9 protein-coding genes and 1 pseudogene are annotated in these 12,341 nt (G+C 70.8%); 4 read left to right on the forward strand and 6 right to left on the reverse strand.

From position 1 onward, the window contains the following. The first annotated feature begins 109 nt into the window (after positions 1 to 109). Positions 110 to 994 (forward strand): AraC family transcriptional regulator, encoded by an 885-nt coding sequence (locus tag ACWEOZ_RS35020; RefSeq protein ID WP_451914994.1) that lies wholly within the window; start codon positions 110 to 112, stop codon positions 992 to 994. A 27-nt stretch (positions 995 to 1,021) separates the two neighbouring features. Here the strand turns inward: ACWEOZ_RS35020 and ispG are convergent, their stop codons facing one another. Genes ispG through dxr form a run of 3 tightly spaced genes read right to left on the reverse strand, consistent with a single transcriptional unit; the run spans position 1,022 to position 4,672 of the window. Beyond that, positions 1,022 to 2,194, reverse strand: a complete 1,173-nt coding sequence (gene ispG, locus ACWEOZ_RS35025; RefSeq protein WP_360549866.1) for a flavodoxin-dependent (E)-4-hydroxy-3-methylbut-2-enyl-diphosphate synthase — start codon at positions 2,192 to 2,194, stop codon at positions 1,022 to 1,024. A gap of 10 nt (positions 2,195 to 2,204) precedes the next feature. Next, positions 2,205 to 3,461: a M50 family metallopeptidase gene (locus ACWEOZ_RS35030; RefSeq protein WP_451914954.1), complete on the reverse strand. Its 1,257-nt coding sequence runs from the start codon at positions 3,459 to 3,461 to the stop codon at positions 2,205 to 2,207. Then, positions 3,461 to 4,672 (reverse strand): 1-deoxy-D-xylulose-5-phosphate reductoisomerase, encoded by a 1,212-nt coding sequence (gene dxr, locus ACWEOZ_RS35035; protein WP_451914955.1) that lies wholly within the window; start codon positions 4,670 to 4,672, stop codon positions 3,461 to 3,463. Before dxr ends, ACWEOZ_RS35030 begins: the two co-directional genes overlap by 1 nt. Before the next feature lie 64 nt (positions 4,673 to 4,736). Between dxr and ACWEOZ_RS35040 the strand changes: the two are divergent. After that, positions 4,737 to 5,552: pseudogene (locus ACWEOZ_RS35040) on the forward strand (YhjD/YihY/BrkB family envelope integrity protein); the annotation flags it as partial. On the opposite strand, the gene ACWEOZ_RS35045 reads toward ACWEOZ_RS35040, so the two are convergent. Next, a complete protein-coding gene (locus tag ACWEOZ_RS35045) occupies positions 5,548 to 7,701 on the reverse strand; it encodes an MMPL family transporter (protein WP_451914956.1) in 2,154 nt (717 codons plus the stop codon). The pseudogene ACWEOZ_RS35040 and the gene ACWEOZ_RS35045 overlap by 5 nt on opposite strands. A gap of 269 nt (positions 7,702 to 7,970) precedes the next feature. On the opposite strand from ACWEOZ_RS35045, the gene ACWEOZ_RS35050 reads away from it, so the two are divergent. Together ACWEOZ_RS35050 and ACWEOZ_RS35055 are read left to right on the forward strand one after the other, a co-directional pair. After that, positions 7,971 to 8,681 carry a TetR/AcrR family transcriptional regulator gene (locus ACWEOZ_RS35050; RefSeq protein WP_451914957.1) on the forward strand — a complete coding sequence of 237 codons (711 nt, stop codon included), beginning with the start codon at positions 7,971 to 7,973 and terminating at the stop codon, positions 8,679 to 8,681. 11 nt (positions 8,682 to 8,692) lie between these two features. Then, the gene (locus ACWEOZ_RS35055) at positions 8,693 to 10,288 is read left to right on the forward strand and encodes a phytoene desaturase family protein (protein ID WP_451914958.1); all 1,596 of its coding nucleotides are present in this window, start codon (positions 8,693 to 8,695) and stop codon (positions 10,286 to 10,288) included. Here the strand turns inward: ACWEOZ_RS35055 and ACWEOZ_RS35060 are convergent. Next, positions 10,269 to 10,616: an STAS domain-containing protein gene (locus ACWEOZ_RS35060; RefSeq protein WP_451914959.1), complete on the reverse strand. Its 348-nt coding sequence runs from the start codon at positions 10,614 to 10,616 to the stop codon at positions 10,269 to 10,271. The two genes, ACWEOZ_RS35055 and ACWEOZ_RS35060, sit on opposite strands and share 20 nt — an antisense overlap. A gap of 65 nt (positions 10,617 to 10,681) precedes the next feature. Further along, entirely contained in the window at positions 10,682 to 12,244 is a 1,563-nt protein-coding gene (locus ACWEOZ_RS35065; protein WP_451914995.1) for a Rieske 2Fe-2S domain-containing protein, read from the reverse strand. Between the last annotated feature and the right edge of the window lie 97 nt (positions 12,245 to 12,341).

Raw genomic sequence — 12,341 nt, forward strand, 5'->3', positions numbered from 1 at the left:
CCTCATGCGGGACGGTGGAGCGAACAACGGCGGATCCGTGGCCGGGATGCGACGTTCTTCGGTGCCGGCGCGAGGGCGGACCCGGCAGGTGGGGGCGACCGGGCAAGGTGTGCCGGTCATCGCCTTCGGCCACGTTCCCGGAGCCGCCCCGATCGCGATCAACCGCCTTCCGGACTTCCCCCCGGCCGGAGAGCCGCCCGTCGGCGCGCACACCCATGACTTCCTGGTGCTCTTCTACGCGCACCGGGCCGCCGGGACGATCGTCATCGACGAACGGGAGTGGCCGGTGACCGACGGCGACCTGTTCTTCGTCGCTCCCGGGCAGGTCGTGTCCTTCACCGGCCCGCACGAGGACGTCGCCGCCGACGGCTGGGTGGTCTGGTTCCCGGCCGACGTCATCCGCCCCGGCACGCCCGGCGCCTACTCGTCCTGGCGCTCGCACCCGCTGCTGTTCCCGTTCGCCCGCGGCATCGACCGCGCGCAGCGCCTCCAGGTGGCCGCCGCCGACCGGGACGGCTGGATGGCCCGTTTCGCCGTGCTTGATGCCGAGCTGCGGGCCCGGCGCGACGGCTACCAGGAGGCCGCGCTCGCCCACCTGACGCTGGCGCTGGTGGGCGCGTCCCGGTTGTCCGACGACGTCGCCGGCCAGTTGCGGTCGTCCGACGAGCCGTTGCTGGCGGCCGTCTTCGAGGTGATCGAGCGGCGCTTCCAGGAGCCCATCTCGTTGAGCGATGTGGCCGCCGAACTGGCCCTGACCACCGGGCACCTCACCACCGTGGTACGCCGCAAGACCGGCCGCACCGTCCAGCAGTGGATCGCCCAGCGGCGCATGCAGCAGGCCCGGCTGCTGTTGAGCGGGACCGACCTGACCGTGGCGGCGATCAGCCACCGGGTCGGGTATCCCGATGTCAGCTACTTCATCAAACGGTTCCGCGCCGAGCACCAGGCGACCCCGGCCCAGTGGCGCCACGCCGACCGGCCCGGTCCCCGCTGAGGGGGCCGGAACCGGGCGGCGGCATGCTCAGTGGACGGTGACGGTGGGGCCGGGCAGCAGCTCGCGGAGCTCGTCCGGCAGCTCGGCGCCCATCTGGTCGGCCAGCCGCAGGGCCTCCTCGACCAGCGTCTCCACGATGATCGACTCCGGGACCGTCTTGATGACCTGGCCCCGGACGAAGATCTGACCCTTGCCGTTGCCGGACGCGACACCGAGGTCGGCCTCGCGGGCCTCGCCCGGGCCGTTCACGACGCAGCCCATGACCGCCACTCGCAGCGGCACCGGGAAGCCCTCAAGCGCCGCGGTCACCTGCTCGGCCAGCGTGTAGACGTCCACCTGGGCCCGGCCGCAGGACGGGCACGAGACGATCTCCAGGCCGCGTTCGCGCAGACCCAGCGCCTCCAGGATGCCCTGGCCGACCTTGATCTCCTCGACCGGCGGGGCCGACAGCGAGACCCGGATGGTGTCGCCGATGCCCTCGGCCAGCAGCGCGCCGAACGCCACGGCGCTCTTGATCGTGCCCTGGAACGCCGGGCCGGCCTCGGTGACGCCGAGGTGCAGGGGGTAGTCGCACTGTTCCGCCAGCTGGCGGTACGCGCGGATCATCACCACCGGGTCGTTGTGCTTGACCGAGATCTTGATGTCGCGGAAGCCGTGCTCCTCGAACAGCGAGCATTCCCACAGCGCCGACTCGACCAGTGCCTCGGCGGTGGCCTTGCCGTACTTCTGCATGATCCGTTTGTCCAGCGAGCCCGCGTTCACACCGATCCGGATCGGCACCCGGGCGTCACCCGCGGCCTTGGCGATCTCCTTGACCTTGTCGTCGAACTGGCGGATGTTGCCGGGGTTGACCCGGACCGCCGCGCAGCCGGCGTCGATGGCGGCGAAGACGTACCGCGGCTGGAAGTGGATGTCGGCGATGACCGGGATCTGCGACTTCTTGGCGATGGCGGGCAGCGCCTCGACGTCGTCCTGCGACGGCACGGCGACCCGGACGATCTGGCAGCCGGACGCGGTGAGCTCCGCGATCTGCTGCAGCGTCGCGTTGATGTCGGCGGTCAGCGTGGTCGTCATCGACTGCACGCTCACCGGCGCACCTCCGCCGACCGGCACGTTGCCGACCATGATCTGGCGGCTCTGCCGGCGGGGGGCCAGCGGCGGCGGCGGTACGGCCGGCATACCGAGACTGACAGCGGTCATGTGCGCACTCTCACTTAGAGAAGATGGTAATCGGGTTGATCACGTCGGCCGTGGCGGTGAGCAGCGTGAACGCCCCACCGATCAGGATGACGGCGTAGGTCAGCGGCATCAGCTTGAAGTAGTCGACGCGGCCGGGGTCGGGCTTGTGCAGCTTGCCGTAGACCCACGAGCGGGCCCGCTCGTACCAGGCGATGGCGATGTGGCCACCGTCCAGCGGCAGCAGCGGCAGCAGGTTGAAGATGCCGATGAAGACGTTCAGCGAGATGAAGATCAGCAGGAAGATCTCGGGCACGCCGCGCTCGATCGCCTCGCCGCCCAGCCGGCTCGCGCCGATGACGCTGATCGGGGTGTTCGGGTCGCGCTCGTCGCCGGTGATCGAGTTCCACAGCGCCGGGATCTTCTCCGGGATCCGCTTCATCGCCACGAACGAACCCTCGACCAGGCTCCAGTCGTAGCGCAGGCTGGCCGGGACGGCGTCGAGCGGGCCGTAGGTGACCGTGCCGGGGATGTCGATGCTCTGGCCGACGCCGACCACCGAGACCTCGGTGACCTTGCCCTCCGGGTCGTCCAGCGGCGGGCGCTGCGCCGCGATCATGGTGACCGTGGCTGTGCCGGGCCGGCCGTCGCGGGTGTATTCGAAGACCGTGGGGCCGGGCTTGCTGCCGCGGATGGCGTCGGTGAGCTGGCCGTAGCTGGTGATCGGGGTGTTGCCGACCTTGGTGATGATGTCGCCGGTCCGGAGCCCCGCGGCGGCGGCCGGCCCGGCAACATCGGTGCCCGCGCCGACCTTGCACTCGTTCTCACTGAGCACGATCGGCACGCAGTCGGCCACCGTGATCCGGGCCGGCAGGGCGACCTGCTGCTGGACGGTCTGCGGCACGTCGGGGTTGGGCAGGCCGACGAAGACCGCGGCGCACCAGGCGGCGACGATCGCGAGGGCGAAGTGGGTGAGGGAGCCGGCCGACATGACGACCGTGCGCTTCCACACCGGGAAGCGCCACATGGCCCGCGGCTGGTCCTGCGCCGAGACGTCGTCGTCCTGCGGCGTCATCCCGACGATCTTGCAGAAGCCGCCGAGCGGGATGGCCTTGAGGCCGTACTCCGTCTCGCCGCGGCGGAACGAGAAGATGGTCGGGCCGAAGCCGACGAAGTACTGGGTGACCTTCATCCCGTAGCGCTTCGCCGTGATCATGTGGCCCAGCTCGTGCAGGCTCACCGAGATCAAGATAGCCAGCGCGAAGGCCGCCGTCCCCAACCAGTACAGCATCAGGCTCCTTCAGCCGCCGTAGCGATCATCCGCTGGGCCTGGGCACGCGCCCAGGCCTCCGCGGTAAGCACATCCTCGACGGTACCCGGCTCGTCGAAATCGGGTGCCGCCGCGAGCACCGCCTCGAGGGTGTCGACGATGCCCAGAAAAGGTAGCCGACCGGACACGAACGCGGCCACACACTCTTCGTTCGCGGCGTTGTAGATGGCCGGCCGGCACCGGCCCGCCGTGCCCGCGGCCTTGGCCAGCCGGACGGCCGGGAACGCCTCGTCGTCCAGCGGGCGCAGCTCCCAGTTGTGCGCCAGCGTCCAGTCGACGGCCGCCGCGGCGTCGGGCACCCGTTCCGGCCAGGCCAGCGCGAGGGCGATCGGCAGCCGCATGTCCGGCGGGCTGGCCTGGGCCAGCGTGGAGCCGTCGCCGAACTCCACCAGCGAGTGCAGCACCGACTGCGGGTGCACCATCACCTCGATGGCGTCGTACGGCACGTCGAACAGCTCGTGCGCCTCGATCACCTCGAGGCCCTTGTTGACCATGGTCGCGGAGTTGATCGTCACCACCGGGCCCATGTCCCACGTCGGATGCTTGAGCGCTTCCTCGGGTGTGACGTTCGTCAGCTCCGCGCGCCGGCGGTCCCGGAACGCGCCCCCGCTGGCGGTCAGGATCAGCCGCCGGACCTCGGCGGCCGACCCGCCGCGCAGGCACTGGGCCAGCGCGGAGTGCTCGGAGTCGACCGGCACGATCTGCCCCGGCCGCGTCACCGCGGCCTTGACCAGCGGGCCGCCGGCGACGAGCGACTCCTTGTTGGCGAGCGCGAGGGTACGGCCACAGCGCAGCGCGGCCAGCGTCGGCGGCAGCCCGAGACTGCCCACGACCCCGTTGAGCACCACGTCACAGGGCCACTGGGCCAGCTCGGTCATCGCGTCCGGCCCGGCGACGATCTTCGGCAGCTTGAAGTCGCCGGTGGCCCAGCCGCGCTTCTGGGCCTCGGCGTAGAAGGCGAGCTGCAGGTCCTGCACGACGCTGGAGCGGGCCACGCCCACCACGTCGACAGCGAGCTCCAGGGCCTGCGCAGCCAGCATCTCGACGTTGCCACCGCCGGCGCCGAGCGCGACCACCCGGAACCGGTCCGGGTTGCGCCGGACGATGTCGATGGCCTGGGCGCCGATGGATCCGGTCGAGCCGAGCAGTACCAACTCACGCATGAGGTTCATCTTCCCCTGCCGCGTCCAGGCGCCGGCGGGTGGATCGTGGCGTCGCGCTGGGTATGGGTGTGCCATGAGATCCCGGGTGGCGGACGTGCGCCGAAAACTGTCGGCGCCGTTCCGGCTGCTCCGTGGGCGTGACCTCGCCCTGTACTCGGCCGCGGTGACCTTCTACGCCGGGATCGCCGTGGTGCCGGTGGCACTGCTGGCGATCTGGATCACCGGCCTGATCGCCGGGGCCGACCGGGTCCGCCGGCTCACCGGGCACACGATCGACGCGCTGCCCGATGCCATCGGGGCGCCCCGCGCGCTCGCCGCCCTGATCGAGGCCGGTCTGCACCTGACACCGATGCTGGCCGTGGCCAGCCTGCTGCCCGCCACCCTGTACGGCGAGGGCCTGCGCCGCGCCTTCGTCTCCCTGCGCGAGCCGGGTGAGGCTCTGGTCGGCTGGCGCGGCCGGATCCTGTGGCTGCCGCTGCTGGCCGCCTCCCCCGCCCTGCTGCTGGCTTTGTTCCTGGCCCTGCCGGTGACCAGCGGTCTCTGGGTGCGCGGCGGCTGGTACGCGGTGGCCGGCGTGGTCCTGTCCTTCTTCGCCGCCTGGCTGGTCCTGACCCCCGTGGTGATCTGGGTCTACCGCGGGGTGGCCCCGGGCCGGCCGGAGTGGCTGGCCACGACGCTGGTCGGCTCCTTCACCGCGGCCAACCTCTCCGGCTTCCTGCACGGCTTCGTGCTCTTCTGCTCGCTGCCCCTGGACCTGGGGGTGCCGTTCGGCGGCTTCACCGAGATCGGCGGCGTGGTCGCCGTCGGGCTGTGGCTCTACCTCTTCCACGTCATCCTGCTGGCCGGCTTCGCCGCGACCCAGAGCGCCAGCGCCTTCCAGCGGGCTAGACGGGTGCGGGCCGCCGATCCGGCTCCGGCGCGGCCGGCGGATTCGGTGGAGGGGGAGTCTCGTGGATCCCGTAGCGGCCGTAGAAGCGGTTCAGCGGACCCGGCGCCCACCAGTTCCAGCGGCCCAGCAGCCGCATCGTCGCCGGGACCAGCAGCGCCCGGACCAGTGTCGCGTCCACGATGATGGCCACGATCATGCCGATGCCGATGGTCTTGATGACGGTCACCCCGCCGGTGGCGAAGCCGGCCACCACGGTGATCAGCAGCACCGCGGCGGCCGTGATGATGCCGCCGGTGTGCTGCAGCCCGGAGGCGACCGCCGCGGTGTTGTCGCCGCTCGCGTCCCACTCCTCGCGCACCCGGGAGAGCAGGAACACCTCGTAGTCGGTGGCCAGCCCGAAGAGCACGGCCAGCACGAGGATCATGTTGCTGGGCTCGATGAAGCCGGTGGACTCGAAGCGCAACAGGCCTTCCAGGTGGCCCTCCTGGAAGATCCAGACGACCACGCCGAAGGACGCGCCGATCGAGACCAGGTTCATCAGCACCGCCTTGATCGGCAGCAGGATGGAGCCGAAGGCCAGGAAGAGCAGCAGCATCGTGGCCACCGCCATGATCAGGGCCATCCACGGCAGCCCGGCGGCGAGGCTCTCCAGCAGGTCGAGGTCGATCGCGGGCCGGCCGCCGACGAGCACCTCGGCACCGGCCGGCGCGGGCAGCTCCCGGATCCGCGAGACGATCTCGCGGGACCCGGCGCGGGGCAGCTCACCCGGGTAGGTCACGGTGATCAGCGACGAGGCGCCGCGCTCGGCGGTGACGGTGGCGGCGGTGACGTCGGGCAGCCCGGCGATCCGCTCGGCCAGCCCGGGGGCCGGCGCCCCGGTCACCAGGACGGTGATCGGGTCCTCGCCGCCGCCCGGGAAGCCGCTGTCGAGCCGTTCGCCGACGACCCGGGCGGAGGTGCCGGGCGGCAGCACCCGCTCGTCGAAGCCGCCGAACTCCACCCGCAGGAACGGTGCCGCGAAGGCGGCCAGCACGACCAGCACGCCGACGACGTACAGCACCGGGCGGCGCATCACGCTGTGCGCGATGCGGGCCCAGCCGGCGCCCGGGTGCGAACTGCGCGGCAGCGGGATGCGCAACTTGTCGATGCGGTGGCCGAGCAGGACCAGCGCCGCGGGCAGCACGGTCAGCGCGGCGAGCATCGCGATCAGCACGGCGGCCATGCCGCCGATGGCCAGGCCGCCCAGGAAGGGCTGCGGAAAGATCAGCAAGCTGGAGAGGGCCAGCACGATCGTGAGGCCCGAGACCGCGACGGTACGGCCGGCAGTCGCCACAGTCGCCCGGATGGCGCCGTTGACGTCCTGCCCGTTGGCCAGCTCCTCACGGAAGCGGCTCACCACGAACAACGAGTAGTCCACGGCCATGCCCAGCCCGAGCAGCGTGATCACATTGATCGCGAAGACCGAGATGTCGGTCAGGTAGGTCAGCAGCCGCACCGCGACGAACGCCCCGAGGATCGCGATACCGCCGATGACCAGCGGTGACAGCGCCGCGATCAGCCCTCGGAAGATCACCACGAGCAGGATGAAGAGAATCGGCAGCGAGAAGATCTCGGCCCGGGTGATGTCCTCCTTGGTCTGCGTGTTGGCCTGGTCGGTGAAGGCGACCACCCCACCGACCTGCGTGGTCAGGCCGGGCGCGGCGAAGGCCGGCTCGATCCGGTGGTACGCGTCGGCCTGGCCGTCCTCGTCGGTGGCCCGCAGGTAGACCGCGGCGTAGGTGGATCGCCGGTCGGTGCTGACCAGAGCCGGTGGCGCGTTCTCGTCGGTGTACGCGGCGACCCGGTCGACGTCCGCCTCGGCCCGGATCCGCCCGACCGCCTGGCTGACCGCCGTCCGGAAGGCCGGGTCGGTGACGGTGCCGGTGGGGCTGGACCAGAGCACGAGCAGGTCTGGGTCCCGCCGGCCGAGCTGCTCGGCGATGCCCGCGGCTGCCCTGTTCGACTGACTGTTCGGGTCGTCGTAACCACCGCCGGTGAGCGAGCCGAAGACCCCGGCGCCCCAGGTCGCGCCCAGTACGACCAGCGCAAACGCGACGGCGATGACCCACCAGCGCAGCCGGACGACCGCCCTGCCCCACCAGCCGAACATGTGTCTGCCTCCCGTACGGCCCGTTAGAGTCGCTTCAGATCTTGGCCACCTCAGTGAACGCCGTTCACCCTCGCAAACACCGTTCAGCCTCGTCAACGGAGCCCTCTTATGACGACGACCACGCTCAGGGGGTGTCTCGTCGATCATGACGGCCTGCGCCGGGCCCAGCTTCCGCCTCGCGGCGCGGTCCGAACGGCCGAATACAACCCCGGTATTCGACCGCCCGGCCCACTTGCGACGCGAAACCTGGACCTCGGCTCGGCGACGCCATGATCGACGAGACACCCCCTAGCCGCCGCGAACGGCTGCGCGCGGAGACCGTCACCGAGATCAAGCAAGCCGCCCGCCGTCTGCTCGTCGCCGGTGGCCCGGCCGCCATCTCGCTGCGCGCCATCGCCCGCGACCTCGGCATGACCGCCCCCGCCCTGTATCGGTACTTCGCCAGCCTTGATGCCCTGATTCTGGCTATCGTCACCGATCTGTTCGCCGATCTCCGGGCCGCGGTCGCCGACGCCGCCCAGGCCCACAGCGACGAGGAGCCGCTGGTCCGCGTCGGGCACATGGCCCGGGCCTTCCGCCGGTGGTCCCTCGACCGGCCGGCCGAGTTCGCGCTGATGTTCGGCAGCCCGGTGCCCGGCGTCACCCCGTACGCCGAGCGCTGCGGCCCGCTCAACGACGCCGGGGCCCGGTTCGGGGAGACGTTCTTCACGGTGCTGGGTGAGCACTACGCCCGGCACCCGTTCGGCGGCGAGGCGCCCGACCTGCCCGACCCGGCCCTGCGCGAGCTGTTCAAGCCGTACCTGGACACCTTCGGTGACCGTTTCCCGCTGCCCGTGATCTACCTCTTCGTGGCCGCCTGGACCCGGTTGTACGGCATCGTCGCGATGGAGGTTTTCGGCCACCTCAGGTGGGCCATGACGGACGTGGAGCCACTTTTCGAGGTCGAATTGGCCCGGACCGTCAGCCGATTGGCGCGCTAGGCTCCGCTGCCATGAGCTCTCTGCCCGAACGCGCGGACGTGGTGATCATCGGGGCCGGCCACAACGGCCTGGTCTCCGCCGTGCTGCTGGCCCGCGCCGGACTGGACGTCGTCGTGCTCGAGGCGGCCGACGTGCTCGGCGGGGCCACCCGCACCGAGCGGCCGTTCCCGCGGGTGCCCGGCCTGGGCCAGTCCACCGGTTCCTACCTGCTCGGGCTGATGCCGCCGGAGCTGCTGCGCACGCTCGACGTGGACATCCCGGTGCTGCGCCGCGACCCGCACTACTTCCTGCCCACCCCGGGCGGCCCCGGCTCGCCGTACCTGTTGTTCGGCACGGACCGCGAGGCGACCCGGGCGCAGATGCAACGGTTCTTCTCGCCGCGCGACGTGGCCGCCGACGAGGCGATGCAGGTGGAGATCGCGGCCCTGCGGGCCGACCTGGCGCCGGCCTGGCTGCGCGAGCCCGGCACGGTCGAGGAGGTCGCCGACCGGCACATCCGCCCCCAGCTGCAGAGCACCTTCATCGACCTGGTCCGCGGCTCGGTCGCCGACTACCTGTCCCGGTTCGGCTTCAAGAGCGAACTGCTGATGAGCATGTACACGGTGACCGACGGCCTGTCCGGGCTGAACGCCGGCCCCGACGACCCCGGCACCGGCCACAACTTCCTGGTGCACAACATGTGCCGGCTGCCGGGCTCGGACGGCACGTGGATGATCGCGGCGGGCGGGATGGGCACGGTCTCGCGCACGTTCGCCGACGCGGCCCGCGCCGCCGGTGCGTCGATCTTCACGAGCACCCCGGTCGCCGAGGTGACCGTGTCCCATGGCTCTGCCACGGGCGTGGTCCTGGCCGACGGGCGGGCGATCTCATCCCGGGTGGTGCTCGGCTCGTGTGACCCGTACAGGTTGATGAGCCTGGTCCCGGAGGGCGCGCTGCCCACCGCCCTGACCGACCGGATGGCGGCGGTCCGCCGCCCCGGCACGACCCTGAAGGTCAACCTCGCGCTCAGCGGGCTGCCGCGCTTCTCCTGCCTGCCCGGGGACGCGGCGTCGCCGTTCGGCTCGACGATCCACCTGCTGCCGGGCTCGGCCGGTCTGGCCGGCCTGGCCGAGACGGACTCGCCGATGGCCGCGCTGCGCGCGATGTGGGCGGACGTGCAGGCCGGCCGGCTGCCGGCGGAACCGACCATCGAGTGGTACCTGCACACGACCGTCGACCCGTCGCTGCAGGACGAGGCGGGCCACCACTCGTCGGCCCTGTTCGTCCAGTCGGTGCCCTACGAGCTGGCGTCGTCGTCGTGGGACGCGGAGCTGCCCGGCTACGTCGAGCGCCTGCTGGCCATCGTCGACCGCTACGCACCGGGCACGTCGGAGCTGGTGGCGGACACCATGCCGCTGACCCCGCCGGGCATCGAGCGGCACTTCGGCATCACCGGAGGCCACATCCATCACGTCGACAACACGGTGGCCTTCGACGAGCGCATGCCGTACGCCACCGGGCTGGACGGCCTCTACGCCGGCTCAGCGGGCGCGCACCCGGCCGGCAGTGTGATCGGCGCCGCCGGTCACAACGCCGCCAAGCGCATCCTCACTGACCTGGGCCGCTGACCGGAGCACCGCCACCCGGAGCGAGCAGGGGCATGAGCCCGGTCATCTCCAGCACCTTCAGCGGCGTCTGGTGGGCCCGGACGAGATGGAGCTCCCGGCCGGCCTCCCGGGCGGCGTTGAAGACCCGGACCAGGACGTTGATCGCGGACGAGTCCAGGAACTCCACCGCGTCGAGATCGATCTCCACGCACGAGATGCCGGAACGCGACACCTCAGCCAGCAGGACCTCGGCCAGCTCGTCCTCCGCGCTCATGTCGACCTCGCCGGACAGGGTGACGAGGGACGTCTCGCCCTGCCGGCTGACACGGTAAGCCCAGATGTCGTCCATGGGTCCCTCCCGGAGCGCTCTGACGATCAATGCCAGAGATAAGAGCGCTCCGGGACGGCCCGGCGTTACTCCGCTCGCGCGGCCGGCTCGGCCGCCGTCTTCTCGGCGCGGATCTTGTGGCCGACGCTGGTGAGGCATTTGCCGGTCGGCAGGTCGAACTTCCAGCCGTGCAACTGGCAGGTCAGCACGTTGCCGTCGACGATGCCGAAGCGGCTCAGGTCCGCCTTCAGGTGCGGGCAGCGGCGCTGCACCGTCCAGCCGCCCAGCTCGGTGTCCTCGGCGTCGACCGACTTCTCGTGCTCGTCGTACCAGCCCTCGGCGTACTGCAGGCGCTCCTCGGACAGGCACTTGAAGAACGCGTAGACGAACTCGTTGTACTGGCCGATCCGGGCCGCCGAGAAGCGGCAGGACAGGAACAGCGAGTTCACCCAGTCGCCCTCGTCGATGAAGATCAGGTGCTCGATGAGCTCCCGCTGGGTCTTGAAGCGGTAGCGGACCTTCTCGTCGGCGTACGGCCGGACCTGCTTGCCCGGGAAGTCGACCACGATCGACTCGACCGACTCGCCGTCGTAGGACAGCAGGTCGAAGCGGACCGGACCGCCGACGCCCTTGGCCAGGTAGATCGACTCCTCGAGCAGCGGCTCGATGCGCTTCTTGAGCTCGCCCAGCACGTCGATCTCGGGGTGCCGCCACGACGCCTTCTCGGCCGCGATGATCGGCGCCTTGCGCTCGCGCATCTCTTCGAGGTGGGCCTTCTTGTTGGCGAAGAACCCGTCCACGTCGGTGGGGTGCGTGGTCTCGATGGAGCCGGTGGTGAGCTCGGACACGCTGCCCGGCAGCAGCACGACGCCGTTGGTGCCGCCGACCTTGGCGTACTCGCTCATGAAGACCGACTGGTCCGGGAAGATGTTGCCTTCGTCACCGTGGATGTCGTTGAACTGCCACAGCTCGTCGTCCAGGAAGCACGGCGGGCCGGCGATCGGGAAGACGTGGTCGGCCTTCAGGTCGTCGATGTAGCGCCAGGTGCGGTCGAACTGCCGGTCGCGCTTCTGCTTGCCGAACGCCGTCTTGGCCGCCTGCGGCAGCTCGTAGACCATCGGATACCAGATCGCGCCGGAGAACTGCAGCATGTGCGCGTGCACGTGGCCCAGCTCGGCGAAGGTGGACAGGTCCGTCGGGCGGGCGTCGTTCTGGTTGAGCACCCGGACGCCGTCGTGCTCGATCCACAGCGACGAGTCGCCGATCGGGCCGTCGGTGGGGCTGATCAACGCCTGGATCATGACCTTGAGCCCGCCGTCGAGCTCGTGCACCTCGTTGCTGCGGGTCTTGAAGAAGCTGGTGAAGCCCAGCTCCCGCAACTCGTCCTCGAGCTGGCTGGTCGGATACTCCGGCAGCAGCACCGTGGCCTTCTTGCTGATGAAGCGCTTCAGGTGCTCGGCGTCGAAGTGGTCGCGGTGCAGGTGCGAGACGTACAGGTAGTCGACGTCGCCGAGGCTCTCCCAGTCGAGCTGGGAGTTGTCCGGGAACGGGAACCACGACGCGAAATACGCCGGGTTGACCCACGGGTCGCACAGAATGCTGCCCGCGGCCGTGTCGATCCGCATGCTCGCGTGGCCAGTGCCCGTGATCCGCACCGTTCAGCTCCCTCGGTTCACCCATATCCGACGGCATCGAAGGTACCGCCGGGTTGCCCGGATGCCCGCATCGGCCCCGTGTCAGACTGGA

It is taken from the genome of Actinoplanes sp. NPDC004185 (genome assembly GCF_053603475.1).